Origin of the sequence: Nucisporomicrobium flavum, assembly GCF_016464385.1 — a bacterium.
Classification (GTDB): domain Bacteria; phylum Actinomycetota; class Actinomycetes; order Mycobacteriales; family Micromonosporaceae; genus Actinoplanes; species Actinoplanes flavus_A.
On sequence record NZ_JADMLH010000002.1, the window covers coordinates 98,676 to 124,948 of the forward strand.

A 26,273-nucleotide genomic window follows, 5' to 3' on the forward strand; every position below is an offset into this window, starting at 1 on the left:
TCCGGCCACCCGGCGAAAAACTTTCGCAGATTCGCATCGCGCAGAGTTGTCTATGTCTGTCGTAAAGTTGACGTGTGAGAGTTGAGCAGCACTGGTGGAATGGTGACGTCCGGCTCGCGCGCCGGGACGTCTACGTCCGCACCAATGGAGAAGTCTGGGAGGTCGAAGCCCAGATGGGCGGCCCCCAGGGCAAATCCAAGGTGCAGCAGTGTCCGGGTAAGGCCTCCGCGCTGATCCTGGCTGACGCGTGGCGCGGTCCACGCTGGCGGTGGCGTCAGATCTGACGCCAGGAGCCGCCGGGCTGCGCCGCATCTGACTTTCTCTCGGCCAGCCGTTGACCGGGCCGGACCCTCCCACGGGGTCCGGCCCGGTTCTGTTACAACCTCGACATGCGTCCCGTTGCCGGTCAGGTGCTGCACTTCTCCGAGGACCCGCACATCGCCCGCTTCGAGCCGCACGTCGCGGCCACCGCCGCCGAGCCCGACCCGTACGTGTGGGCCCTCGACGCCGAGCAGGCGCCCTCCTACTGGTTTCCCCGCGACTGCCCGCGGGTGATGGCGTGGCCCGGACCGGACACCGTGGACGCCGACCGCCGCCTCCTCGTCGCGGGCCGCGTGCACGCCATCGAGTACGGCTGGCTGCACCGGATGCAGACCGCCCGGGTGTACGCGTACCGCTTCGACGCCGCGCCGTTCCGTCCGATCGGGGCACCGCGGCCGTACGCGATGGTCGCCACCGAGCCGGTGCAGCCCCTCGGGCCGCCCGAGCCGGTCGGTGACCTGCTCGCCCTGCACGAGGAAGCCGGCATCGAACTGCGGCTCGTCCGGGAGCTGTGGCCCCTCTGGGACCTGATCGTCGCCTCATCGCTGCAGGTCAGCGGCATCCGGCTGCGCAATGCGGATCCTCGTTCGTAAACCGGACGGACGGGGTGTGCGCCGTCCGATGATCAAACCGCTCTAGATTGAGGAGCCGCGCAACCAGGACGAAAGCGATCCCATGCAGGCCACTGTGACCGATCACCGTACCGAAGTCGCCGTGCTCCGCCTGAGCGGCGAACTCGATGCCGGCACCGCCTCGAGACTCCACGACCTCATCGCCGACCTGCTCGAACGCCCGGTCCCGCGGATCGTCGTCGACCTCTGCGACCTCAAGTTCTGCGACTCCGTGGGGCTGAGCGCGTTCATCACCGCCAAGCAGGTCATCGTCGCCCGCGGCGGCTGGCTGAGCTTCGCCGGCGCCAACCCGTTCGTCACCGAGCTGCTCGACACGGTCGGGCTGAGCCGCTACTTCGCGATCTTCCCCGAGGTCGACGACGCCATCGCGGCGGCCCGCATCTAGCGAGCGCGCGCCGGCCTCTTCGTCGGGACGTCAGCCCTGTTCCGGCGTGACCTGGAGGCTCTGCCGGAGGCGTCCGTACTCCGCTTCCGCGCCGATCGCCGCCCGGTGCCCGGGCTGGGTGACGTAGTGGTGAATGGCCCGGGACAGGAACCACAGGTCGACATTGGTCACGGTCCGCACCTTCCGGCCAGGCGGAAGCCCTCGACGCTGCACCAGCTCGGGATTCCGGTAGGCGAACTCCAGCTGGCCGGGCTTGCCGGTCGGATACGCGGGACGCTCGAGGTCGAACGCGTCCCACGGAACGAACAGCGACCCGGCCACCGAGCGATCCAGCACACCGTCGTGACGCAGCTCGAGGCCGGGGTTGATCCACAGGGTTCGCACGAGCAGAACGAGCGCCACCGCGTAGCAGACCAGGGAGGCCAGGTCGAGCTGCCACAGATCCTCGCGGCCCGCCACGTCGCGCAGGCCCGAACCCACGTTCGAGCTCGCGATCGGCACCCACGCGCCCAGCAGGAAGACCGTGCCGGGGCCGACCGGCGTCGCGAACGCGCGCAGGTCGGGAGCGACTTCGAGGGTCGTGGGCCGCCGGTTGAACGCCGCGATCGCCAGAGCGCCGCCGAGCAGCACGACGCCGACCTCCCAGGGGAAGAGCGTCCGGGTCACGTCGGCGCGGCGGGCGTTGAGAACGACCAGGACAACCGCCACGGCCAGCTCGACGGCCACGATGAGGCGCCGGTGGCGGGCGGTGGCGGCCATCAGGCGGCTCAACATGATCAAGAAGGTACGCCGTACGCGCCAGCGCCGCTGTCCCCTCAGCGTCGGCGGTTCTTCAGCATCAAAGCCACCAGGGCGGCGGCGATGGAGACGACGGCGACGACGCACACCAGCACCAGCAGGACGTGCCACGGCTTGAGGGCTCCCATGATCGCAAACCGCACCGATCAGCAGCGGTCCTGCCATCCGCCGAAAGGCAGAACGGCCTGGTCGGGGCGCCGGGGAAGCGAAAAGGCCGGACCCGCGGGTCCGGGCATCGCCGTTTGGCAAAATAACGGTGTTCCGGCGCATCAAGCGATCCCGCACGTGCACTTCCACGTAGCAGGAACTCTTCCCGGCGGAGGAACAAACTGGGGCGATGTTCCCGAGCGATCAGTCGCTGAGACCGATCGCATCGCGGAGAAGCTACGCGCTTCGCTGGCCATCTACGACGATGGTCGGCCGGAGGGGTGACGGATGTTCTCTCCTAGTACGGCAGCCGCCGTTCGAGATCGTGCCTACCAGATGGCGGCGAATGGGTTCCGTCCAGCATGTTGCGACAAACCGTGCAGCTCGCCCCCGAAGGTCACGGGTAAGCAGGGTGTGGCGTGGCTCGATCCACCATAACTCGATCCACCATTAGAGGTCGGGCCGCTGCCAACGCGGGGTTCATCGTGCTGCTTAGCGACCATTAGGGTGTGGTCGTGCCGATCACGTTGCAGCTTCCTGCAGGTCGGGCCCCAGCGGTGACGTTCGCGGTCTCGCCGATGGTGGAGCTGGCCTGGGCGTGGCATGTGCTGGTCGGTGCTGAGCATCACCCGGAGCGTGGGGAGTGGGCGGCGCGAGTCCTCGGTGAGTTGCCAGACGACCTGGCCGCAGAGTTGGACGCATGGTCGTTCGCGGTACGGGCGGTCCGCGCGACGGTGTTCGCGGATCCGACGCTGCCGCTAGCCTCCGGCTGGGATCAGGCGGTGACGGCGCTGCGGAGGATGCCTCCCGCACAGTTCGCTGCTGCGATGCTTCGACCGCTGCTGCGAGTGGGCGGTCGATCCGGCGACTTGGCCGACCATCGCGTGCGTGCCGAATTGGTGGCTCTGACGCGGGCTCGGGGAGCGGGGGCGGTGCGGGCGGTGCGGCTGGTCCTGGAGAAGCCTGGCGCGGCGCAGGCCGCCGTGGTCGGCCTTCTGGAGGGCTGCTGGTCGGCCTTCTTTGCGGCCGAGTGGCGCCAAATCGAGCCCGCGCTGTGTGGTGAGGTGCGGTCGCGGTTGGGCACGAGTGCGCGCGGCGACCTCCGCGCCGCCTTGTCTGGCTTGTCTCCTGCGATCGCCGTCGGTGAGGACGGCCGCGTCGCCATAGACAAGGTGCAGAGCAAGTCACTGGCGGTGTCCGAACGTGGGCTGGTGCTGGTTCCGACCGTCTTCGGCACTCCACACGTGTACGTCGCCGACGAGGCGGGCCGTCCGGTGGTGGTGCATTACCCGTTCCCGCCGCCGGAGCGTGCGGCCGACCGGCGACTGGCCCTGCGGCGGCTCGACGTGCTCGCTCATCCGGCGCGCCTGGAGGTGTGCCGCGCCATCGCGGTCGAGCCCAGGTCAGCCCGGGAGATCGCCCGACTCTGGCGCCTCGACGAGACCGCGGTGACCAAGCACCTGTCCGCTCTGCGCGCCGCTGGACTGGTCCGCGCGGAGCGGGTTGGGCATTTTGTCCGGTACTCCCTGGAGGCGTCTGCCATCCAGACGATCGGCGCCGACCTGCTCGGCGTGCTCCGCCGGTGATTCCCTGCTGAAGACTGGCAGGCATTGGCTGCCTGCCAGCGGTACCTCCTACCGTGGCGGCCATGTTGACGCTCGGCGAGACGATGCGGCGGTTGGCCGCCGACCGGGACGTGCTGATGGACCGGATCGCGGATCGGACAGAGGAGGAGGTGTCCGCGGGGTATCGGGTGCGTGGTGGTCCTCTCGGTGACTTTTGCGAATCGCTGCGTGATTTGGTCGCACACGTGCTGATGTGGGACGAGATTAACCTCGCCGTACTGGCCGAGGCGCGCCAAGGACGTGCGCACTGGAGCCTGGACGCGCGTTGGGAGGAGCCTCAGATCGGCACGCGGCTCAACCGTTCGGGCGTGATGGCTGGGCGGGAGTTGCCCGTGGAACTGGTTGTGCACCGGTTCCAGGTGGTGCGGGGCGCGCTGATCGACGACCTGAGCCGATACGATGAGGAGCGGTGGTTGGCGCCGGTCGATCTGCCGGGCGGCAGATCACGGTCGATGAGTGAGCTGGCGCAGTACGTCATGACCGTCCCAGGCCATGAGCCGTACTGGCATGCGGCCATTCATTTGGGTGAGCTGGCGGCAGCGGCATGACGCCGCTGTACGTGGCGGCGGACATCCATGGTCACCGGTCCGAGTTCTGGGAGTCGCTTGGCGAGGCCGGGCTCGTCGACCGCACTGGGCACTGGTCCGGGGGTGGCGCGCGGATGTGGCTGCTCGGCGACTACGTCGATCGCGGCCCGGACGGTATCGGCGTCATCAACGACATCCAGCGGCTCGCAGTCTCCGCAACTGCCGTGGGCGGCCACGTCGGGGCGCTGTTGGGCAACCACGAGGTGCAGTTACTCGCCGCGCACCGGTTCGGCACCATGCCCGTTGCCGGGTGGGACGAGCCCGGCGGGTTTCAAGGTGGCTGGGCGCGGTTCGGCGGACGTGAGAAGGACCTGCGCCGGCTGACGCCACAGCATATTGAGTGGATGACACATCTGCCTGCGGTCGCGGTTGTCGACGGGTTCCTGCTCGTGCACTCCGACACCGCCCGATACCTGGAACTAGGATCTAGTGTGGCCACCGTGAACGCGGCAGTCACCATGGCCCTAGGCTCCAGCGACCCCGCGGCATGGCTGGACTTCTGTGGCCGGATGAGCGATCGGGGTGCCTTCCGTGACGCCGAGTCGGCGAAACCCGACGATCGAGTATCGATGATGCTGCGCACGCTCGGGGGCAACGTGCTCGTCCACGGCCACAGCACCCTCACCAAGCACTTCGGCGTGGCGCCGCAGGACGTCACAGCTGCGCTGCCGTACGCCGACGACAGAGTCATCGCCATCGACGGCGGCGTCTATGAGGGCGGCCGGATCCTGCTCACTCAACTCCGCTGACCCTAGTACGGCAGCCGCCGTTTGAGATCATGCTGGTGAAGCGGCGTGGACGCGAGGCGGCCACCGCGTGATCTCGATGACGTGTGCACCGACGCTGACCCCGACGACGGCGGCCGGCACAGCCTCCTGATCAGAAAGAACACCACCACCGGTGAACTGGCCTTCTACCGCTGCTGGACCCCACACCAGGCCACCCTCGCCCAACTCGTGCGGGTCGCGGGCATCCGCTGGACCGTCGAGGAAAGCTTCCAGGCCGCCAAGGGCCAGGTCGGCCTCGACCAGCGCCAGGTCCGCCGCTGGGACTCCTGGCACCGCTTCATCACCCTCGCCCTGGCCGCCCTCGCCGTCCTGACGGATCTGCGCCGCCGACGCGACCGACGACTCAACCGACAGTCGGCTGATCAAGCTGACCATCAACGAGATCCGCCGCCTGATCAACGCCTGCATCATCCGCCCGATCAGCGACCTCGCCCACCGTTTGCACTGGTCAGGCTGGCGACGCCAGCACCAAGCCCGAGCCCGAGCCCACCACACACGCCGCCTCAATCTCGAACTTCAGCCATGATCCCGAACGGCGGCTGCCGTACTAGATCGGACCGCAGCGTGCGACGGTCCGCGCGGCGGTGCGGTCACCCCGGATGAACCTTGCTTGGGCGGCTCAGCTCTCTTCACTGAGACGGGAACTGAGACGCAGGTAGCACGAAGGCCGGACCCGGCGGGTCCGGCCTTCAACGTCTGCCCTGGTGAGAGCTGGCGGAGGATACGAGATTCGAACTCGTGAGGGTGTGAACCCAACACGCTTTCCAAGCGTGCGCCCTAGGCCTCTAGGCGAATCCTCCGTCCGACAGGATACAGACCCCGTCGTCCTGGTTTCCCCGGGACCACCCCGTGTCGGCCCCGGGCCGCCGGGTACCCTGTTCAGCAGCCCCTCGTGCGGCGCGTACCCCGTGAACCTCCCCAGGGCCGGAAGGCAGCAAGGATAAGCGGGCTCTGGCGGGTGCACGAGGGGTCCTTCACTTCTGGGGCACGGCGTTTGTTCTTGTCACACCCTCGACGGAGAATGGCGCGGTCGTCCAGAGGAGGCAGGAGTGGCACTGGCCCTCTACCGCAAGTACCGGCCGCGTACGTTCGCCGAGATCATCGGGCAGGAGCACGTCACCGAGCCGCTGTCGCAGGCGCTGCGCAGCGGGCGGTTGCACCATGCGTACCTGTTCTCCGGCCCGCGTGGGTGCGGCAAGACGTCCAGCGCGCGGATCCTCGCCCGGTCCCTCAACTGCGAGCAGGGGCCGACGCCCGAGCCGTGCGGCACGTGCGCCTCCTGCCGGTCGCTGGCCAACGACGGCGCCGGGTCGATCGACGTCATCGAGATCGACGCGGCCAGCCACGGCGGTGTCGACGACGCGCGTGACCTGCGGGAAAAGGCGTTCTTCGCGCCCGCGAGCAGCCGCTACAAGATCTACGTCATCGACGAGGCGCACATGGTCTCGTCGGCCGGCTTCAACGCGCTCCTCAAGCTCGTCGAGGAGCCCCCGGAGTACGTGAAGTTCATCTTCGCCACGACCGAGCCGGAGAAGGTGCTCGGCACGATCCGGTCGCGGACCCATCACTACCCGTTCCGGCTGATCCCGCCGGCGACGCTCCGGCCGTACCTGCAGCAGCTGACCGAGGCCGAGGGCGTCCACGTCGACCCGGCGGTGTTTCCGCTGGTCGTGCGCGCAGGCGGGGGGAGCGCCCGGGACTCGCTGTCCGTGCTCGACCAGCTCATCGCGGGCGCCGGGCCCGAGGGTGTCAGCTACCCGCGGGCGGTCGCGCTGCTCGGTGTCACCGACGTCACGCTCCTCGACGAGATGTGCGACGCGCTGGCCGCCGGGGACGGCGCCGCGGCGTACCAGACGATCGACCGCGTGGCCGAGGCCGGCCACGACGCCCGCCGCTTCGCCTCCGACCTGCTCGAGCGCCTCCGCGACCTGATCATCCTGCAGCAGGTCCCCGACGCCGTCACGAAAGGCCTCATCGACGGACCCGCGGACCAGCTCGACCAGATGGCCGCCCAGGCCACCCGTCTCGGCCCCGCGACCCTGTCCCGCTGCGCGGACATCGTGCACAACGGCCTGGTCGAGATGCGCGGCACGACCGCCCCGCGGCTGCTGCTCGAGCTGATCACGGCCCGCATGCTCCTGCCCGGCGCGGACGACTCCAGCGGCGCCCTGCTCCAGCGCCTCGAGCGCATGGAGCGGCGGCTCACGCTGACGACCGATGCCGATCCCGTACGCCACGAGCACCCGTCCCCGCAGCCCACAGGGCCGACCGGGGCGGATGCGGCAGTGACCGGCGCGGGATCGCAGGACGCGGCGCCCACGGGATCCAGCGGCGGACTGTCCGCGGCGCGTGCGGCGGCCGCGGCGGCTGCGCGGCGTACCGGTTCCCCGGCGTCCGCCGCCCCGCCGGCTCCTACCCCGGCTGCTCCAGCCCCGACGGCTTCCGCCTCGACGGCTTCTGCCTCTGCATTCGCTGCCTCGGCGCCCGCTGGCGCGCCACCGGCTGATGATGTGCCCGTTTCTTCCGCCGGTGCCATCCCTTCCGAGGCCGGCGCGACTTCCGCCCTCGTCTCGACGCCGGGTCCGGTTGACCTGCCGGCCGCTGACCCATCGCCGACGCATGACGCCACCGGTCCGGGCGCACCTGCTGGTCCGGCCGAACCGCCCGCTGGTCCGGCGCAACCGTCTGCCGGTCCGGCCGAACCGCCTGCTGGTCCGGCGCAACCGTCTGCCGGTCCGGCCGAACCGCCCGCTGGTCCGGCGCAACCGTCTGCCGGTCCGGCGGAGCCCGAGCCGGTCGCACCCACGTCCGCCGCTCCGGCGCGCGCACCCGAACCGCGGCGGGCCGAGCCGGCCGGGATCATGCCGGATGCCCCCGACGAGCTGGGCAGCGCCGCCGACGCCGCGGTGCCCGGCCAGCTCTCCGCCGCCGCCATCCGCGAGGTGTGGCCCGAGATCATCGGTACGGTCGGCCGGAAGAGCAAGAAGATCGCCGCGCTGGCCCAGGGCGCCACGGTCCGCGACCTCGACGGGCAGACCGTCGTCCTGACGTTCCGCTTCCCCGCGCACGCCCGCATGGTCGCCGCCGAACCGCAACTCATCGCCGACGCCCTGTACGAGGCGCTCGGCGGCCGCTGGCAGATCCGCTGCGACGTCGCGGGCGAGAGCGGACCCTCGCTGGGCTCCAGCCGTGGACCGCAGGGCGGTGCAGGTACGCCCCCCGCCCGGGGGGCCGCCGGCCGCGGTGCTCCGGCGCGCGCCGATGCTGCTCAGCAGGTGGCGCCTGCTCAGGCTCGTACCGTATCGACCCGCGAAGCGGTCACGACGCCGCAGGCCGCCGCCGAGGATGACGACGACGGCGGCTGGCCGGAACCGGTCCGCCCCGGCGGTTCCGTCGCCGCTGTTCCGCCGGCCGCCGCCCCGGCCGCGGTGGCGGACGACGAGGACGACGAATGGCCTGAGCCGGTCCGGCCGGGCGGCAGCGCACCGGCCGTGGGTGGGGAGGCCGAGCCGGGTGACGTCCCGGGCCCCAGCGGTCCGGCGGCCGTCAACGGGTCGGCCGATCCCGGTAGTTCCTCGGCCGCCGCTGTGGCATCGTCGCCGAGCGGTGGCCCCGCGCCCGGTGCCGCTGCTTCCCCCACCGCGCCCGCTTCCGAGGGCGACGCGTCGACGTCGGCCGACAAGTCTGGAGCCGGTCCGGTCGGCGGGTCCGCGCTCGCTTCGACGGTCGGCTCCGGGACTGCGGCGGCAGCCGGCTCTGTTACTCCGGCCCCGCAGGCAGCGGCTGGCTCTATTGCCCCGGCCCGGCAGGCGGCGGCCGGTTCTGTTGCTCCGGCCCGGCAGGCAGCGTCCGGTTCTGTTGCTCCGGCCGGGCAGGCAGCGTCCGGTTCTGTTGCTCCGGCCGGGCAGGCAGCGGCCGGTTCTGTTGCCCCGCCCCGGAATGCGGCGGCCGCACCCGCCACTGCCGCCGCATCACCGGCGGCTCCCGCGAGTAGACGCGGGGCCGGCGGTCCCGCGCCGAGCAGCGGCTTGGCCGCGGCCCGAGCCGCTGCGGCCCGGGGAGCCGGGGCCGTGGCCTCCGCGCGCACCGCACCGAGCAGCCCCGCTGCGCCCGCCGGCAGCCCCTCGGCGAAACCCGGCACCAGCCCGGCGGACTCCTGGGCGGACGGTTCGCCGACCGAGGAGGCCCCGTACGACCCTGAGTACGACGGCCCGCCGCGCGCTGCCGACGGGGCCGCGTGGGAAGGGTTCGATCCGGGGGACGAGCCGCTCGACGACGTGATCGATGAACGGACCGCGCGGCAGAGCAGTGAGCAGCAAGCCGTGCAGTTGCTGCGGGAAGCCTTCGGTGCGGAGAAGATCAGCGAGTCCTGACCCGGTTGGCGGCCGCGTGGGCCGGGCACGGATCAGCGAGTCCTGACCCGGTTGGCGGCCGCCTGGGCCGGGCACGGATCAGCGAGTCCTGACCCGGTTCCCGGCCGTGTCGGCCGGGCACGGGACAATGGATCCGACCACCCCCTGACAGAGGAGTTATGCGATGCGCCCCGGTGGACAGCCGAACATGCAGCAGATCATGAAGCAGGCGCAGAAGATGCAGCAGCAGATGGCGCAGGCGCAGGCCGAGCTGGCCGAGGCGGAGCTCACCGGTACCGCCGGCGGTGGCCTCGTCACCGTCGTGGTGACCGGGCTGGGCGAGTTCAAGTCCGTGAAGATCGACCCCAAGGCGGTCGACGCCGACGACGTCGAGACGCTCGAGGACCTGGTGCTCGCCGCCATCCACAACGCCGCCGAGGCGCAGCGCGAGCTCACCGAGCAGAAGATGGGCCCGGCCACCGGCGGTCTCGGCGGCCTGACCCTGCCGGGATTCTGAGCCCGTGTACGAAGGTGCCATCCAGGACCTGATCGACGAGCTGGGGCGGTTGCCGGGCGTCGGCCCGAAGAGCGCCCAGCGGATCGCGTTCCACATCCTCTCCGCCGACCCCGCCGACGTGAACCGGCTGGCCACTTCGCTGCGCAAGGTGAAGGAGCTGGTCCGGTTCTGCACGACCTGCTTCAACGTCGCCGAGTCGGAGCAGTGCCGGGTCTGCCGCGACCCGCGCCGCACCAACGAGGTGCTCTGCGTGGTGGAGGAACCCAAGGACGTCGTGGCGATCGAGCGTACCGGCGAGTTCCGCGGCCGCTACCACGTCCTGGGTGGCGCCATCAATCCGCTCGAGGGCATCGGGCCGGACAACCTGCGCATCCGGGAACTGTTGCTGCGCCTCGGCACCGGCGAGGTGAAGGAGCTGATCCTCGCCACCGACCCGAACACCGAGGGCGAGGCGACCGCGACGTACCTGGCGCTGATGATCAAGCCGATGGGGATCGCGGTCACCCGGCTGGCGAGTGGGCTCCCCGTCGGCGGCGACCTGGAGTACGCGGACGAAATCACGCTGGGCCGCGCCTTCGAAGGCCGCCGCGCCGTCTGACACAGGCCGGGCCCGGCCACGCATTCAATCCGCCGCACCGCCGCGCCGGGCCGCGCCGCCGCGCCGGGCCGCGCCGCCGCGTCTACGACCGGGCCGCCTACGACCGGGCCGCGTCTGCGAACGGGCGGCGTCTCCATCACCGGTCCGGCCGGGCCCGTCCGGCCGCGCCCGCCCGCTCGGTCGCCGCGCCGGAGCCGTTTGGTGGGTTCTTCCGGCAAAGTGCCCGGCCTGCCTGTTCGGTCGGTTACGGTGCGGGCGTACGGATGTGGTGCCGGTAACAGATCACGCTGTCATCACGGCGCGGCCTGAACTTGGTTACGAGGGCCGGAGGGTCTTGACCCGCGCCGCCGAGTACGTGAGCGTTCCTCTCGTGCGACGGCGCAACCCGTTCGCACGTTCGGCATGCCGGCCCGGCGTCACCATCGCGGGGGCCGGCTGTAGTCCACGTACGCGACAACCGATCGGTTGCCCGCGTTGCGGGGCCGGACCGATCCGGAGCGCAGCTGGCCCGGCTCGGCCGTGGCGTCGTGGCGCGGTCGCCGGGAGAGGACCGGGCGCTTCATGGTCGTTGGACCCGGCACGGTCTCTGACCAGGCTCCGGTGGCTCCGGACCCCGCCGGGGGCAGCGTCCCCGGCAAGGCGATCGAGGGCCGTTCGCTCGGCCGCATCGCCTGGACCCGGCTCAAGCGCGACAAGGTCGCCATGGCGGGCGGCTATGTCGTCGTCTTCCTGATCCTGGTCGCGGTCTTCGCCCCGTTGATCGTCAAGCTTCTCGGCGATCCGCCGAACGAGTTCCACCAGAACCTGATCGACGTCAACACCCTGGCGCCCAAGGGCGGTACGGGCATCAGCGGCGACCATCTGTTCGGTGTGGAGCCGCAGAACGGCCGGGACATCTTCAGCCGGGTCGTCTACGGCGCCCGGATCTCGCTGCTGATCGCGTTCCTGGCGACCGGCCTGTCGGTGGTCATCGGCGCCACGCTCGGCGTGGTGGCCGGCTTCTTCGGCGGCTGGGTCGACGCGCTGATCAGCCGGGCGATGGACGTCTTCCTGGCCTTCCCGCTGCTGGTCTTCTCGATCGCGCTGGCCGGCGTCATCCCGGACAAGGCGTTCGGGCTGTCCGGGGACGCGCTGCGGATCGCCATGCTGATCTTCATCATCGGCTTCTTCAGCTGGCCCTACATCGGCCGCATCGTGCGCGGGCAGACGCTGTCGTTGCGGGAACGCGAGTTCGTCGACGCGGCGCGCAGCCTCGGCGCGCGCGGGCCGTACATCATCTTCAAGGAACTTCTGCCCAATCTTGTAGCGCCCATCCTGATCTACGCGACGCTGCTCATCCCGACGAACATCCTGTTCGAGGCGGCGCTGTCGTTCCTCGGGGTCGGGGTCCGGCCACCCACCGCCAGCTGGGGCGGGATGCTCTCCGACGCCGCCCGCTTCTACACGATCTGGCATTTCATGTTCTTCCCGGGCATGGCCATCTTCATCACCGTGCTGGCCTTCAACCTGTTCGGTGACGGCCTGCGCGACGCGCTCGACCCCAAGGGCCGACGCTGATCATGCGCCGGATGACTTTCTCGCCAGCCAGGCGGTCCAAGCGGGCCGTTCCTTCAGGGAGGTTGCTACAAGTGATCCAGAGAACAAGGGTGCTGGTGGCCGCGACGGCCGCCCTGGCACTCGGATTGACCGCCGCGTGCGGCGGGGGCAAGGACGATTCCAGCTCGGGCAGCTCCGCCAAGGCGGAGTTCAACGCCGCCCTGGACAAGGTGTTCAACCCCTCCGAGAAGAAGGGCGGCACCATCCGCCTGGCGAACTCGGGCGACTGGGACACCCTCGACCCGGGCGAGACATATTACGGCTACTCGTGGGACTTCCTGCGCCTGTACGGCCGCAGCCTGCTCACGTTCAAGGCTTCCCCGGGCGCGGCCGGCAACGAGCTGACCCCGGACCTCGCCGAGGGCCTGGGCGAGACGAACGACAACGGCAAGACGTGGACGTACAAGCTGCGTAAGGGCGTCAAGTTCGAGGACGGCACCGAGGTCAAGTCGGCCGACGTCAAGTACGCGGTGCTGCGCTCGATCGACAAGGCGACGTTCCCGAACGGCCCGGCGTACTTCGAGCAGTTCCTGAACCTGCCGGCCGGCTACAAGGGCCCGTACAAGTCCAAGGGCGTCAACACCGACCAGGCCATCTCGACGCCGGACGACAGCACGATCGTCTTCCACCTCAAGCAGGCGTTCGGTGGCTTCGACTACATGGCCGCGCTGCCGCAGACCGTTCCGGTCCCGCAGGCCAAGGACACGGCCGCGAAGTACAAGGAGCACGTGGTCTCCACGGGCCCGTACATGTTCGACCAGAACAACCTGGGCAAGAACTTCTCGCTCAAGCGCAACCCGAACTGGAGCGCGGAGACCGACCCGTTCCGCAAGGCGCTGCCGGACCGCTTCGAGGTCTCGCTGAACGTCAACGCGGACGACATCGACAACCGGCTGCTCTCCGGCGACCTGGACATCGATGTGGTCGGCACGGGCGTGCAGCCCGCCACGCTCGGCCGCGTCGTGGGGGACCCGACGGCCAAGGCCGGCACGGACAACCCGAACCAGAGCCGGCTCTGGTACACCTCGATCGTCGGCACGGTGAAGCCGTTCGACAACATCGACTGCCGCAAGGCGGTCCAGTACGCCGCGGACCGTACCGGCTACCAGACCGCGTACGGCGGCCCGCTCGCCGGTGGCGACATCGCCAGCACGGTCATGCCGCCGACCATCCCGGGTTACCAGAAGTTCGACCTGTACCCGGCCGGTCCGGACAACACCGGCGACGTGGCGAAGGCGAAGGAGGCCCTCGCGGCCTGCGGTCAGCCGAACGGCTTCTCGACCAACATCGCCTACCGTGCCGAGCGGCCGAAGGAGAAGGCCACCGCCGAGTCGCTGCAGCAGTCGCTGGCCCGGGTCGGCATCAAGCTGACGCTCAAGCCGTTCCCGCAGGGTGACTACTTCTCGCAGTACGCCGGCAACCCGCCGTACGTGAAGGCCAACAACCTGGGCCTCGTCCTGAACGGCTGGGGCGCGGACTGGAACGACGGCTTCGGCTACCTGTCGCAGATCGTCGACAGCCGGGTCATCCGGGAGACCGGTGGCTCCTCGAACGCCAGCGTCCGCGACCCCGACGTCGACAAGCTGCTCGACGCCGCGGTGGGCAACACGGACGCCAAGGCGCGTGAGGCGCAGTGGGGCGCGATCGACAAGAAGGTCATGGAGGACGCGTTCATCCTCCCCGGCGTCTACGCCAAGGCCCTGCTGATCCGTCCGAAGAAGCTGACCAACGTGTACGTCAACCCGGCGTACAACATGTACGACTACGTGGCGCTCGGCGTCGCGTGACCACCACCTCTGGCGTCCTAGTTCCGATTGGGTAGGTGAAGGCAGCAGGCGGCCGGTCCGGGGCGACCCGGGCCGGCCGTCGTAGCCGGGCACTGTGATCACGTACATCATCAGGCGTCTGTTAGCGGCCGTCGTGCTGCTCTTCATCGTCAGCGCCGCAGTCTTCGCGATCTTCTATCTGGTTCCGCGGGTCGTGGGCGCGACGCCCGAGACGCTGGCGACCCGGTACGTGGGGCGCGCCGCGACGCCGGAGACGGTCAACCTCATCGCCCACAAGCTGGGCTTCTACGACCCGATCTGGGTGCAGTACGGCCGCTGGGTCAAGGGCATCTTCCTCGGCTCCGAGTACGACTACGGCAGCGGTACGGAGCACTGCCCGGCGCCCTGCTTCGGCTACTCGTTCATCACCCGCCAGCCGGTGTGGCCGGACCTGCTCGACCGGCTGCCGGTGACGCTGTCGCTCGCCGTGGGCGCCGCGCTGCTGTGGGCGTTCTTCGGCGTCTCGACCGGCGTGATCTCCGCGCTGCGCCGGGGCTCCCTGCTGGACCGCGCCGCGATGACCGTCTCGCTCGCCGGCGTCTCCATGCCGATCTTCTTCACCGGCCTGATCGGCCTGCTCGTCTTCAGCTACAAGCTGGGATGGACGGCCTCGGGCGGTTCCTACACCCCGTTCACCGAGAATCCCGCCGACTGGTTCTATGCGCTGTTGCTGCCGTGGATCGTGCTCGCCTTCCAGTTCTCCGCCCAGTACGCCCGGCTCACCCGGGCCGGCATGCTGGAGACGCTCGGCGAGGACTACATCCGTACGGCGCGCGCCAAGGGCCTGCCGGAGAGTGCCGTGAACGTGCGGCACGGCCTGCGGGCCGCGCTGACCCCGCTGCTGACCATCTTCGGTCTCGACTTCGGTCTGCTGCTCGGCGGCGCCGTCCTCACCGAGCAGGTCTTCTCCCTGCCGGGGCTGGGCAAGTACGCGGTCGACGCGATCACCAACAACGACCTGCCGAAGGTGCTCGGCGTGACGATGATGGCCGCGCTCTTCGTGGTCGTCGCCAACCTGATCGTCGACCTGCTCTACGCAGTCGTGGACCCGCGAGTGAGGATCAGCTAGTGGCAGCCGAACCCTTCCTCGAGGTCAAGGACCTGAAGATCTCGTTCCCGACCGACGACGGCCTGGTCAAGAGCGTCGACGGGCTGTCGTTCCGGCTGGAGCGCGGCAAGACGCTGGGCATCGTCGGCGAGTCGGGTTCCGGCAAGTCGGTCACCAGCCTGGGCATCCTGGGCCTGCACAACAAGCGCAACGCGCAGGTCTCCGGCCAGATCTGGCTGGACGGCGAGGAGCTCGTCAGCGCGGCGCCGGAGACCGTACGGGCCCTGCGCGGCGCCAAGATGGCGATGATCTTCCAGGACCCGCTGTCCTCGATGCACCCGTTCTACTCGATCGGGCACCAGATCATCGAGGCGTACCGGGTGCACCACCGGGTCTCCAAGCAGGTGGCCCGCAAGCACGCGATCGACATGCTGGGCCGGGTCGGCATCCCGCAGCCCGCACGCCGCGTCGACGACTACCCGCACCAGTTCTCCGGCGGTATGCGCCAGCGCGCGATGATCGCCATGGCGCTGGTGAACGACCCGCAGCTGCTCATCGCCGACGAGCCGACGACCGCGCTGGACGTGACGGTCCAGGCGCAGATCCTCGACCTCATGCACAACCTGCAGGAGGAGTTCAACTCGGCGCTCATCGTGATCACGCACGACCTGGGCGTGGTGGCCGAGCTCGCCGACGAGGTGCTGGTCATGTACGGCGGCCGCTGCATCGAGTACGGCACCGCCCGGACGATCTTCGAGGAGCCGGAGCACCCGTACACGTGGGGTCTGCTGGGTTCGATGCCCCGCATCGACCGGCCCAACCTGGACCGGCTCGTGCCCATCCCGGGTCTCCCGCCGTCACTGATCAACCTGCCGTCCGGGTGCGCGTTCCATCCGCGCTGCGCCTACGAGCCGCGCACCGGCGGCCTGGGCACGACCTTGACGCCGGAGCTCACGGTCGCCGGCCGGCCCGGGCACCTGGTCCGCTGCCACTTGCCCACCGCCGAGCGTCAGCGGATCTGGCGTGAAGAGGTCAAGCCGAAGCTGGAGGCGCAGTGAACGACGAGAGCGGCGCGGCGGCGATCCCGGCCGACCCGACCGGGCGCACGGCGGTGCCGGCGGACCCCATGGCCGGCGCTGCGGCCTCGGCGGAGGCGGCGGGACCGACGGAGGCCGTGCGGTTGAGCGACCCCGTGCCGGCCGAGGTGATGCGGGAGGAGCGGGCCGTCAAGGGCGAGCCGCTGCTGTCCGTCAAGGGCCTCGAGAAGCACTTCCCGATCACCAAGGGCCTCCTGCGCCGCCAGGTCGGCGCGGTGCGTGCGGTCGACGGCGTGACGTTCGACGTCTACAAGGGTGAGACGCTCGGCCTGGTCGGCGAGTCCGGCTGCGGCAAGACCACCACCGGCCGCCTGCTGACCCGGTTGGTCGAGCCCACCGGCGGCTCGATCGAGTTCGACGGCCGGGACATCGCCCATCTGCGTCAGGGCAAGCTGCGCCCGATGCGGCGGGACATGCAGATGATCTTCCAGGACCCGTTCTCGTCGCTGAACCCGCGGCACACCGTCGGCACGATCGTCGGGGCGCCGTTCCGGATCCAGGGCGTCAAGACCGAGCACGGCGTCAAGCGCGCGGTGCAGGACCTGCTCAAGCTGGTCGGGCTCAACCCTGAGCACTACAACCGCTACCCGCACGAGTTCTCCGGCGGCCAGCGCCAGCGCATCGGCATCGCCCGGACGCTCGCGCTGCGACCGAAGCTGATCATCGCGGACGAGCCGGTGTCGGCGCTCGACGTGTCGATCCAGGCGCAGGTCGTCAACCTCCTCGACGACCTGCAGAACGAGTTCGACCTGACGTACGTGTTCATCGCGCACGACCTGTCGGTGGTCCGGCACATCTCCGACCGCGTCGCCGTCATGTACCTCGGGAAGATCGTCGAGATCGCCGAGCGGGAGAAGCTGTACACCAGCCCGCGGCACCCGTACACGGTCGCCCTGATGTCGGCCGTCCCCGTCCCGGACCCGGCGCGCCGCGACCGGGCCCAGCGCGAGCGGGTCCTGCTCACCGGCGACGTGCCGAGCCCGATCAACCCGCCGTCGGGTTGCCGGTTCCGGACCCGCTGCTGGAAGGCGCAGGACATCTGCGCCAAGGAGGAACCGCCGCTGATCCCGCGCCTCGGCGACGCGGCCTCGCACCAGACGGCCTGCCACTTCCCGATCGTCGAGGGCGAGACGGTCGAGGGCCGGCGCCCGGTGAGCGCGCCGACCCCCTGAAAGATCAAGAACAAATCGATGTCGTAGCTCGGTGGGTGGCGCGGACCGTCGCTCCCGCCGAGGCCGGGGCCGGGGCCCAGCATTCGCTGGCCCTGGCCCCTTCATTCTGCGTGAGTGGGGAAGATCAACCCCAATTGATCTGCGGGGACGGGTAGAAGTTGACACCCTGCAGCGTCCACCGCGGACCGTACGCGCCCAGCCGGGCCGAGAATGACGTCCAGTCGTGCGTCGACGCCGGGGACCAGCCGAGCTCGGCGATGGCGGGCAGGCGGGGGAACGCCATGAACTCGATGTCGTCCAGGCTGCGCAGGGTCTCCGACCACAGTGGCGCCTCGACGCCGAGGATCGCGTTCTCGCCGACGCCGGTCACGCGGGTCGCCGGGTCCCAGCCGTACGCGTCGGCGACCTCGATGTAGGCGGCCCAGTCCAGGCCCAGCGGGGTGCTCGGGTCGTACTTCATGTCCAGGTACGCCTTGTTCGCCGGCGACATCACGACCTTGGTGCCCCGGGTGACCGCCGCCGCCACGGTCGGGTTCGTGGTGGCGGTGTCCCAGAACTGCGCGACTGCCTTGTTCGAGGCGGGGGCCTTGGTGATCTCGTTCCAGCCGTACGCGGTCTTGCCGTACTTGGCGACCAGCGGCAGCACCCGCTGCTGGAACGCCACGTAGTCCGCCTCGGGCGTGGCGTGCGCCTCGTCACCGCCGATGTGCAGGTACGGCCCCGGCGTCATGGCGGCCAGCTCGCGGATCACGTCCTCGACGAAGCGGTACGTCGTCTCCGAGCCGATGCACAGCGAGCTGTACCCCACCTCGGTGTCGGTCCGCGGCGGCGGCGCCACCCCGTCGCAGGTCAACTCCGGGTACGCGACCTGCGCCGCGTTCACGTGCCCCGGCATGTCGATCTCCGGCACGATGGTCACGTAACGCTTCGCGGCGTACGCGACGATGTCCTTGTACTGGGCCTTCGTGAGAAATCCGGGACCCTCGCCGTCGACTCCGGTCCCCGCGCCGCCGCTGACCGCGGTGAGCTTCGGCCAGCTGTCGATCTGGATACGCCAGCCCTGGTCGTCGGAGAGGTGCAGGTGCAGGTGGTTCACCTTGAACCGGCTGATCTCGTCGACGTACGCCTTGATCTCGTCCGGGGTGTGGAAGTGCCGCGCCTCGTCCAGCATCGCCCCCCGGTACGCGAACCGCGGGTAGTCGAGAATGCTGCCACCGGACACGGTCCACGACCGCCGGACCACGGTCGGCGAGTCGATTTCGACGGGCAGCAGTTGACGCAACGTCTGCGCGCCGGCGAAGAGGCCGGCGGGGTTGTTTGCCCGGATCGTGACGGCCTGCCGGGTCACGTCGAGGCGGTAGCCCTCGCTGCCCAGGCGGCTTTCGCGAGCACCCAGCAGCAGCGAGATGCTCGGCAGCCGCCGGGGCGCGACCGGCAGGACGGGAAGCGCATAGCCCGTCGCCGGCCGCAGGTCCCGGGCCAGCTGTTCGCCGACCGCGCGGGCTGCGGGCGAGCCGGGCTGCGTGCGGATCACAGTGAGCGGGCCGAGGTGAAACGTGGCGCCCGCGTCGGGGCTGACCTGGACCGGTGCCGGGAGGACGCTGGAAAGGGCCGGGGTGGCGGACGATGCGGCCGCTTTCGGGGCGGCTTGGGCGGCGGCTGCCGGTGCGGCTTGGGCGGCGAGCAGCGGGAGGCTCACCGCCGCCGCGGTGAGCAGGCGAGACAGAGCGGATTTGGCCATGCCCGACGCTACATAGGCCGCTCTCGATCTGTAAAGGTTGTTGCGGATCAGCCCTCGGGCCGGTTGAGGATGCCCACCGCGACGGCATGCACCGCGTCCAGGTCGGCCGGATCCTTGAGCTGCGCCTTCGCGCCGGTGACGGTGTACCACTCGTCGGCGTCCTTGTACTGGGCCCGGACGACGACCTGGCCGCCGGAGAGCTCGGTACGCAGGGTGAGGTCGCCGGTGACGACGCCGACCTCGTCGGTCATGACGCCGCCCTGACCGGCGACGATGTCGGTGGTCCGGCTGTCGGCGCCCGCCCCACCCGGCGCGGCGCCCGCCCCACCCGCCGCGGCATCCGCCGTGCCCGCCGCCTGCGTCGCGTCCGCCGCGGGTGTCGCGGGCTGCGTCGCGTCGGCGTCGGTCGCGGTGGGCTCGGGTGCGCTCGCCTGGGCCGTGGCCGGCTGGGCCGGCGTCTCTGCGGCGGCCGGGCGGTCGGCAGAGCCCTGCGGCGACTCGCTCCCCGCGGCCGGCGTGGCCGCGGGCGGCGTGGCCGCGGCCGGTTGGGCCGGTGTCTCCGCGGCCTCGGGACGGGCGGCGGCTGCCGGCTGGGGCGCCGCGGGCTGGGTCGCGGCAGGTTGCGGTGCGGCGGGCTCGGTCATCAGCAGTTCCTCAGCATGTCGGTGAGGGCCTTCTTCTCGGCGGTCGTCACTGTGAGCTTCCACTGCGACTTCACCTCGATCCAGTCCTCGGCGTACTGGCACCAGGCGGCGGTCCGCTGGGGCTTCCAGGTCGACGGGTCCTGATCACCCTTTGACCGGTTGGACGCCGCCGAAACCGCGATGAGCTGCGGATCGTCGACATCGTTGGCGAAGTCTCCGCGCTTGTCGTCGGTCCACGAGCTGGCACCGGAGCGCCACGCGTTGGCCAGCGGCACCATGTGGTCGATGTCGACCTTCGCCGGGTCGGTGATCCGCAGGCCGTCGTACGCGCTGATCCACGTACCCGCGACCACGTTGCAGCCGGACACCTTCACCTTGGTGCCGTCGCGCTTGAGCACAGTGTCGCGGACGTCGCAGTTGTCGCCGGTGCTGCGCCAGTGCGGGAACCTGTCCCGGCTGTACCGGGCCATCGAACCGGACCTGGCAACGGTGAGCTTGTCCAGCGCTGCCTGGGCGGTCTTGGCGTCCCGAGTGGAATTGGTCGTCTTGCCGCCCGGTTTCGAGCCGGGTTGGTCGGTGACGGTCACCTCGCACCCGGCGGCGGTGACGGCAGTGAGGGCTAGCAGGGCGACGGTGACGCGCACCGTCCGGCGGGGGGTGGGGCGAGGGGGCACGAAGCAAGCGTATGCAACGAACGCCCGCTTCGCCCCGCCCATCACCCCCGCCCGAATCGTCCCGCGTGCCGCCGGCTCGTGACCGGCGCGTCAGGGCCGCCGGCTCGTGGCCGACCACCGTCTCAGGGCCGCCGGCTCGTGGCCGGCCACCGCGTCGGGGCTGCCGGCCGATGGCCGGCTCCTCCGTGGGACGTCACCGGCTCGTGGCCGGCCGTCCGATGTGTCCGTGGTATCCGCGCTCCGCGCCTGCTCCCGCTTGTGGCCGGCGGCTGCGGTATGGGTCCGGCTCGTGGCCGGCTTCTGCGTCGGGGGTCCGGCTCGTGACCGGGCTCGGCGCGCCGCCGGCTCGTGGCCGGCGGCGTACCAGGAAAGGCTCCGTGGATGGCGCCCGCTCAGCGGACGCGGTTCACCGCGCTGGTCACGGCCTTGATCGAGGCCGTGACGATGTTCGCGTCGAGGCCTACGCCCCACACCGTGCGGTCGTTGATCTCGCACTCCACGTACGCGGCGGCCTGCGCGTCCTCACCGGACGTCAGGGCGTGCTCGGCGTAGTCGAGGACGCGGACCTTGATGCCCAGCGGCTCGAGGGCCTGCACGTACGCGTCGATCGGGCCGTTGCCGAGGCCCACGACCGGGCGGCGGGTGTTGCGGTGCCGCACCTCCGCGTCGATCTCGACCTTGCCGTCCACGGTGGCCGTCGTGTAGCGCTCCAGCTCGATGATGCCGAACTGCTGGTGGTCGACGAGGTACTCGCTCGCGAAGATGTCCCACATCTGCTGCGGGCCGACCTCGCCGCCCTCGGCGTCGGTCACGTGCTGCACCACGCCGGAGAACTCGATCTGCAGCCGGCGCGGCAGGTCGAGCTTGTGCTCCTCCTTCATGATGTACGCCACGCCGCCCTTGCCGGACTGCGAGTTGACCCGGATGACGGCCTCGTACGTGCGCCCCAGGTCCTTCGGGTCGATCGGCAGGTACGGCACGCCCCAGGCGTACTTGTCCACGTCGACACCGGCCGCCGCGGCGTCCTCCTGCAGCGCCGCCAGGCCCTTCTTGATCGCGTCCTGGTGCGAGCCGGAGAACGCGGTGTAGACGAGGTCGCCGACGTAGGGGTGCCGTTCGTGCACCGGCAGCTGGTTGCAGTACTCCACCGCGCGCTTGATCTCGTCGATGTCCGAGAAGTCGATCATCGGGTCGATGCCCTGCGAGAACAGGTTGAGGCCCAGCGTGACCAGGTCCACGTTGCCCGTGCGCTCGCCGTTGCCGAACAGGCAGCCCTCGACGCGGTCCGCGCCGGCCAGCACGCCCAGCTCGGCGGCGGCCACGGCCGTACCGCGGTCGTTGTGCGGGTGCAGGCTGAGGATGATGCTCTCGCGGCGCGGCAGGTGGCGGTCCATCCACTCGATGCTGTCCGCGTACACGTTGGGCGTGGCCATCTCGACGGTCGCCGGCAGGTTGATGATCAGCGGGCGGTCCGGCGTGGGGTCGATGACGTCGATGACCGCCGAGCAGATCTCCAGCGCGTAGTCCAGCTCGGTGCCCGTGTACGACTCCGGCGAGTACTCGTAGAAGATCTCGGTGTCCGGGGTGTGGATCTCCGCGTACTTCTGGCAGAGCCGGGCCCCGGTCGTCGCGATGTCGGTGATGCCGGCCTTGTCCAGGCCGAAGACGACGCGGCGCTGCAGCGTCGAGGTCGAGTTGTAGAAGTGCACGATGGCGCGCTTGGCGCCGCGGATCGACTCGAACGTGCGGTCGATCAGGTGCTCGCGGCACTGGACCAGCACCTGGATCGTCACATCGTCCGGGATCAGGTCCTGCTCGATGAGCTGGCGGACGAAGTCGAAGTCGGTCTGGCTGGCGGCCGGGAAGCCGACCTCGATCTCCTTGTAGCCCATCGCGACGAGCAGGCTGAACATGCGCCGCTTGCGCTCGGGGGACATCGGGTCGATCAGGGCCTGGTTGCCGTCGCGCAGGTCGACCGCGCACCAGCGCGGGGCGGCCTCGACGCGCCGCGACGGCCATCGGCGGTCGGGCAGGTCGACGGCGAACTGTTGCTGATACGGGGTGTAGCGCTCGAACGGCATCCGGCTGGGACTCTGCCGGGCGATCGGATCGGCGTTCACGTCGCTGGACATGCGGGCTCCTGTGCAGGTTGGTCAGTTCACGAGGACCGACCGGCGCGCGTCAACTCCGCGACGAGGTGCCGGCCTCAGATGGGGCCTCGTCGCGGCAGCGAAGGAGAAGCGCGTTCCACATGTCAAAAGTCACCCTAGGCGGTCGGCTCGCCCGGCGCTAACTCTACGCCCGGATCGTGAGAAACCCCCGCTCAGCTCACCCGGCCGAGGGAGCGGTCGATGGCTGCTGGGAGGTCGCGGACGAGGTCACGGGCGGGGTGGTGGGCGGCGGGGACGACATGCCCATCGGCTCGCCGCCGGCCACCGGGCCCGGCAGGTCGACCGTCGGGGGCGCGGCTGCGGGCGTACCCGAAATCGTCAATGTCCCGAAATCCACCCGCGCGGCCGTCAGCAGGCCGTCGTCGCTGTAGCAGTAGATGCCGACGTCGACGGGCGCGGCGAGCGACGCGGAGATGCCGTCGACCGAATAGCACTCGCCGGACGAGCCGGGCAGCGGCTGCGCGCCGGTCACGGAGAGCGCGGCCTGACGGTCGGTGAAGACGGACAGCCACTGCCGGAACACCCGCTGCACCTTGGGGTCGTACCGCTTGGGGAGCTGCTTGCCCTTGTCGGCGACGTGGATGCAGTACGGCGCGACCGGGTTCGTGGCGGACGGGATGGCGCACTGGAAGACGCCCGCCTCGGTCTGCACCACGGAGACGTCGGCCGTACCGCCGAGGGCGCCGCCCGGGATGTCGACCCGCCAGCTTCCGTCCGTGGCGACCGTGGCCATGACCGACCTCTGCGCCTGACCGGCCACGTCGAGCGTGTAGACGGCCGTGTACTGGCGATCGATGGCCAGCGCCGCGTGGGCGGCGAGGCCGATGCGCGCGTCGTCGTCCTCGGGAGGCGCCGAGGCGGTCGTCGGGGCGGGTTTCACCGCGGGCGCCGCGTCTGAGCACGCGGCGACGCCGGCGATCAGCAGGGCGGCGGCCAACGCGGACAAAGCACGCGAGGCGGGACGGGAGCGCATCGCGACATTCTCGCCTCCGGACCCCGCGTACGAGTCGATGCAAGGACCCGAACCTTCCCGGCGTGTCGTGGGGTGGTGTGCCGCACAGGCCGGAATCTGGGATCGCGTGTCAGCGATGCCGGCCTGCGCCGCTAGGCTGGTCTGCGATTGACGCGACCGACGCCGCCGGCCGGATGAGCCCGGCGGCGTCGGCACGTACAGGCTGGTACGGCGTTGGGAAGGGAGTCGGCTGCCGTGGCTCTGGTGGTGCAGAAGTACGGCGGTTCGTCCGTGGCCGATGCCGAGCGCATCAAGCGCGTGGCGGAACGCATCGTGGACGCCCGCAAGGCCGGTGACGACGTCGTCGTGGTGGTGTCCGCGATGGGCGACACCACCGACAACCTCCTCGACCTGGCCAACCAGGTGAGCCCGCTGCCACCCGGCCGCGAGCTGGACATGCTGCTGACCGCCGGCGAGCGCATCTCGATGGCGCTGCTCGCGATGGCGATCCACAACCTCGGCTACGAGGCCCGGTCCTACACGGGCTCCCAGGCCGGCGTGCTGACCACCTCGGTGCACGGCAAGGCGCGGATCATCGACGTGACGCCCGGCCGGCTGCGGACCGCGCTCGACGAGGGCGCGATCGCGATCGTCGCCGGCTTCCAGGGCGTCTCCCAGGACACCAAGGACATCACCACGCTGGGCCGCGGCGGTTCCGACACCACGGCGGTCGCGCTCGCCGCGGCGCTCAACGCCGACGTCTGCGAGATCTACACCGACGTGGACGGCGTCTTCACCGCCGACCCGCGGATCGTCCCGAACGCGCGCCACATCAAGCAGATCACGTACGAGGAGATGCTCGAGCTGGCGGCCGGCGGGGCCAAGGTGCTGATGTTGAGATGCGTGGAGTACGCGCGCCGGTTCAAGGTGCCGATCCACGTACGCTCGTCGTACTCGAACAAGCCCGGCACTGTCGTCACCGGATCGATGGAGGACCCGAACGTGGAACAAGCGCTGATCACCGGGGTCGCCCACGACCGGAGCGAGGCCAAGATCACGATCGTCGGCGTGCCGGACGAGCCGGGCGCCGCCGGGCGCATCTTCGAGACGGTCGCCCAGGCCGAGATCAACATCGACATGATCGTGCAGAACGTGTCGACCGAGGGCACCGGCCGCACCGACATCTCGTTCACGCTGCCCAAGGCCGATGGCCCCACCGCCATGGCCGCGCTGGACAAGATCAAGGAACAGATCAAGTTCAAGAGCCTGCTCTTCGACGACCACGTGGGCAAGGTGTCGCTGATCGGCGCCGGCATGCGCTCGCACCCGGGCGTCGCCGCGCAGTTCTTCGCCTGCATCGGCGAGGCCGGCGTCAACATCGAGATGATCTCCACCTCGGAGATCCGGGTCTCGGTGGTCTGCCGCGACAGCGACCTCGACACCGCGGTCCGCGCGGTCCACGACACCTTCGAGCTGGGCGGCACCGAGACCGCCGTCGTGTACGCGGGGACCGGCCGGTAGCGGCGCATGGGGTCGCCGCAGCCCACGCTCGCGGTCGTCGGAGCCACCGGTTCCGTCGGCACGGTGATGCGTGAGCTGCTCACCTCCCGCCGCAACGTCTGGGGCGAGATCCGCCTCGTCGCGTCGGCCCGCTCGGCCGGCAAGGAGCTCGCCTGCCGCGGCGAGCAGCTGACCGTCCGCGAGCTCACCCCGGAGGTCTTCGACGGCGTCGACGTGGCGATGTTCGACGTGCCCGACGACGTCTCGCTCGAGTGGGCGCCCGTGGCCGTCGCCCGCGGCGTGACGGTGGTCGACAACTCGTCGGCGTACCGCATGGAGCCCGACGTCCCGCTGGTCGTGCCCGAGGTCAACCGCGAGGCGCTGCGCCGGCGCCCGCGCGGCATCGTCGCCAACGCCAACTGCACCACGATGGCCATGATCATGGCGATCGCCCCGCTGCACCACGAGTACGGGCTGCGCGAGCTGGTGCTGGCCTCGTACCAGGCGGTCTCCGGCGCGGGCCAGATCGGCGTGGACGTCCTGCACGACCAGCTCAGCAAGGTGGCCGGCGACCGTACGCTCGGCTCCCGCCCGGGCAACGTCCGCCAGGCCGTCGGCGACGACCTCGGCCCGTTCCCGGCCCCGCTCGCCCTCAACGTCGTGCCCTGGTCGGGCGCCCTCGCCGCCGACGGCTGGTCCTCCGAGGAGCTCAAGCTCCGCAACGAGTCCCGCAAGATCCTCGGCCTGCCCGACCTCAAGGTCTCCGCCACCTGCGTCCGCGTCCCGGTCGTGACCGGCCACTCCATCGCGGTGCACGCGGTCTTCGCCTCCGAGCTGAACGCCGAGGAGGCCCGCCAGGTCCTCCGCAACGCCCCGGGCGTCATCCTGGTCGACGACCCGGAAGCCGGCGAATTCCCCATGCCCATCGACGCGGTCGGCACCGACCCCTCCTGGGTGGGCCGCATCCGCCGCGCCATGGACGACCCCCGAGCCCTCGACCTCTTCATCACAGGCGACAACATGAGAAAAGGCGCGGCGCTCAACACGGTGCAGATCGCGGAGCTGCTCGCCGAGGAATTCAGCAAAGCCTGACACTGTGGCG

General features: G+C 70.4%; 21 protein-coding genes, 1 tRNA gene, 1 other RNA gene and 2 pseudogenes. 18 read left to right on the forward strand and 7 right to left on the reverse strand.

Annotation, left to right across the window (positions count from 1 at the left end; all coding sequences use genetic code 11):
- The first annotated feature begins 74 nt into the window (after positions 1-74).
- From IT780_RS04660 to IT780_RS04670, 3 genes are all read left to right on the forward strand, one after another.
- On the forward strand, positions 75-284 hold the full coding sequence (locus tag IT780_RS04660; RefSeq protein WP_199510156.1) for a hypothetical protein: 210 nt from the start codon (positions 75-77) through the stop codon (positions 282-284).
- A gap of 105 nt (positions 285-389) precedes the next feature.
- Entirely contained in the window at positions 390-914 is a 525-nt protein-coding gene (locus IT780_RS04665) for a DUF6886 family protein (RefSeq protein WP_199510157.1), read from the forward strand.
- 94 nt (positions 915-1,008) lie between these two features.
- Entirely contained in the window at positions 1,009-1,338 is a 330-nt protein-coding gene (locus IT780_RS04670; RefSeq protein ID WP_307831038.1) for an STAS domain-containing protein, read from the forward strand.
- Positions 1,339-1,368: 30 nt separating this feature from the next.
- On the opposite strand, the gene IT780_RS04675 is transcribed toward IT780_RS04670, so the two are convergent.
- Entirely contained in the window at positions 1,369-2,112 is a 744-nt protein-coding gene (locus IT780_RS04675; protein ID WP_199510159.1) for a hypothetical protein, read from the reverse strand.
- A gap of 686 nt (positions 2,113-2,798) precedes the next feature.
- Here IT780_RS04675 and IT780_RS04680 point away from each other — a divergent pair.
- The 4 genes and pseudogenes from IT780_RS04680 to IT780_RS43400 all read left to right on the forward strand — a co-directional run.
- Complete coding sequence (locus tag IT780_RS04680; RefSeq protein WP_199510160.1) at positions 2,799-3,869, forward strand: ArsR/SmtB family transcription factor; 1,071 nt, start codon at positions 2,799-2,801, stop codon at positions 3,867-3,869.
- 62 nt (positions 3,870-3,931) lie between these two features.
- Positions 3,932-4,456, forward strand: coding sequence for a maleylpyruvate isomerase N-terminal domain-containing protein (locus tag IT780_RS04685; RefSeq protein WP_199510161.1), 525 nt, complete (start codon positions 3,932-3,934; stop codon positions 4,454-4,456).
- Positions 4,453-5,244 carry a metallophosphoesterase gene (locus IT780_RS04690; RefSeq protein ID WP_199510162.1) on the forward strand — a complete coding sequence of 264 codons (792 nt, stop codon included), beginning with the start codon at positions 4,453-4,455 and terminating at the stop codon, positions 5,242-5,244. Before IT780_RS04685 ends, IT780_RS04690 begins: the two co-directional genes overlap by 4 nt.
- Before the next feature lie 93 nt (positions 5,245-5,337).
- Positions 5,338-5,809, forward strand: a pseudogene (locus IT780_RS43400) (transposase); the annotation flags it as partial.
- A gap of 186 nt (positions 5,810-5,995) precedes the next feature.
- On the opposite strand, the gene IT780_RS04700 reads toward IT780_RS43400, so the two are convergent.
- Positions 5,996-6,083: transfer RNA gene (locus tag IT780_RS04700), tRNA-Ser, on the reverse strand.
- 81 nt (positions 6,084-6,164) lie between these two features.
- Here IT780_RS04700 and ffs point away from each other — a divergent pair.
- The 9 genes from ffs to IT780_RS04745 all read left to right on the forward strand — a co-directional run bounded on the left by ffs (position 6,165) and on the right by IT780_RS04745 (position 17,489).
- Positions 6,165-6,261, forward strand: an RNA gene (gene ffs, locus IT780_RS04705) — signal recognition particle sRNA small type.
- Between the two features lie 71 nt (positions 6,262-6,332).
- Positions 6,333-9,656 carry a DNA polymerase III subunit gamma and tau gene (locus tag IT780_RS04710; RefSeq protein WP_199510164.1) on the forward strand — a complete coding sequence of 1,108 codons (3,324 nt, stop codon included), beginning with the start codon at positions 6,333-6,335 and terminating at the stop codon, positions 9,654-9,656.
- A 163-nt stretch (positions 9,657-9,819) separates the two neighbouring features.
- Positions 9,820-10,152, forward strand: coding sequence for a YbaB/EbfC family nucleoid-associated protein (locus IT780_RS04715; protein WP_199510165.1), 333 nt, complete (start codon positions 9,820-9,822; stop codon positions 10,150-10,152).
- A 4-nt stretch (positions 10,153-10,156) separates the two neighbouring features.
- Entirely contained in the window at positions 10,157-10,750 is a 594-nt protein-coding gene (gene recR, locus IT780_RS04720) for a recombination mediator RecR (protein WP_199510166.1), read from the forward strand.
- Between the two features lie 600 nt (positions 10,751-11,350).
- A complete protein-coding gene (locus IT780_RS04725) occupies positions 11,351-12,307 on the forward strand; it encodes an ABC transporter permease (protein ID WP_307831039.1) in 957 nt (318 codons plus the stop codon).
- Between the two features lie 71 nt (positions 12,308-12,378).
- Positions 12,379-14,133 carry an ABC transporter substrate-binding protein gene (locus tag IT780_RS04730; protein WP_307831040.1) on the forward strand — a complete coding sequence of 585 codons (1,755 nt, stop codon included), beginning with the start codon at positions 12,379-12,381 and terminating at the stop codon, positions 14,131-14,133.
- 94 nt (positions 14,134-14,227) lie between these two features.
- On the forward strand, positions 14,228-15,241 hold the full coding sequence (locus IT780_RS04735; protein WP_199510169.1) for an ABC transporter permease: 1,014 nt from the start codon (positions 14,228-14,230) through the stop codon (positions 15,239-15,241).
- Positions 15,241-16,278, forward strand: coding sequence for an ABC transporter ATP-binding protein (locus IT780_RS04740; protein WP_199510170.1), 1,038 nt, complete (start codon positions 15,241-15,243; stop codon positions 16,276-16,278). The genes IT780_RS04735 and IT780_RS04740 overlap by 1 nt, the downstream gene beginning before the upstream one ends.
- A 149-nt stretch (positions 16,279-16,427) precedes the next feature.
- Positions 16,428-17,489 carry an ABC transporter ATP-binding protein gene (locus tag IT780_RS04745; RefSeq protein WP_199510768.1) on the forward strand — a complete coding sequence of 354 codons (1,062 nt, stop codon included), beginning with the start codon at positions 16,428-16,430 and terminating at the stop codon, positions 17,487-17,489.
- A 124-nt stretch (positions 17,490-17,613) separates the two neighbouring features.
- Here IT780_RS04745 and IT780_RS04750 read toward each other — a convergent pair whose 3' ends face one another.
- The 5 genes and pseudogenes from IT780_RS04750 to IT780_RS04770 all read right to left on the reverse strand — a co-directional run bounded on the left by IT780_RS04750 (position 17,614) and on the right by IT780_RS04770 (position 23,692).
- Complete coding sequence (locus tag IT780_RS04750) at positions 17,614-19,230, reverse strand: beta-N-acetylhexosaminidase (RefSeq protein ID WP_199510171.1); 1,617 nt, start codon at positions 19,228-19,230, stop codon at positions 17,614-17,616.
- A 47-nt stretch (positions 19,231-19,277) separates the two neighbouring features.
- Positions 19,278-19,676, reverse strand: a pseudogene (locus IT780_RS41590) (hypothetical protein); the annotation flags it as partial.
- Between the two features lie 197 nt (positions 19,677-19,873).
- Positions 19,874-20,548: an HNH endonuclease family protein gene (locus IT780_RS04760; protein ID WP_307831041.1), complete on the reverse strand. Its 675-nt coding sequence runs from the start codon at positions 20,546-20,548 to the stop codon at positions 19,874-19,876.
- A 392-nt stretch (positions 20,549-20,940) separates the two neighbouring features.
- Positions 20,941-22,680 (reverse strand): 2-isopropylmalate synthase, encoded by a 1,740-nt coding sequence (gene leuA, locus IT780_RS04765; RefSeq protein WP_199510173.1) that lies wholly within the window; start codon positions 22,678-22,680, stop codon positions 20,941-20,943.
- Between the two features lie 196 nt (positions 22,681-22,876).
- A complete protein-coding gene (locus tag IT780_RS04770; RefSeq protein WP_199510174.1) occupies positions 22,877-23,692 on the reverse strand; it encodes a hypothetical protein in 816 nt (271 codons plus the stop codon).
- A 234-nt stretch (positions 23,693-23,926) separates the two neighbouring features.
- Between IT780_RS04770 and IT780_RS04775 the strand changes: the two genes are divergently transcribed.
- Together IT780_RS04775 and IT780_RS04780 are read left to right on the forward strand one after the other, a co-directional pair.
- Positions 23,927-25,192, forward strand: coding sequence for an aspartate kinase (locus IT780_RS04775; RefSeq protein WP_199510175.1), 1,266 nt, complete (start codon positions 23,927-23,929; stop codon positions 25,190-25,192).
- A 6-nt stretch (positions 25,193-25,198) separates the two neighbouring features.
- The gene (locus IT780_RS04780; protein ID WP_199510176.1) at positions 25,199-26,263 is read left to right on the forward strand and encodes an aspartate-semialdehyde dehydrogenase; all 1,065 of its coding nucleotides are present in this window, start codon (positions 25,199-25,201) and stop codon (positions 26,261-26,263) included.
- Positions 26,264-26,273: the final 10 nt, after the last annotated feature.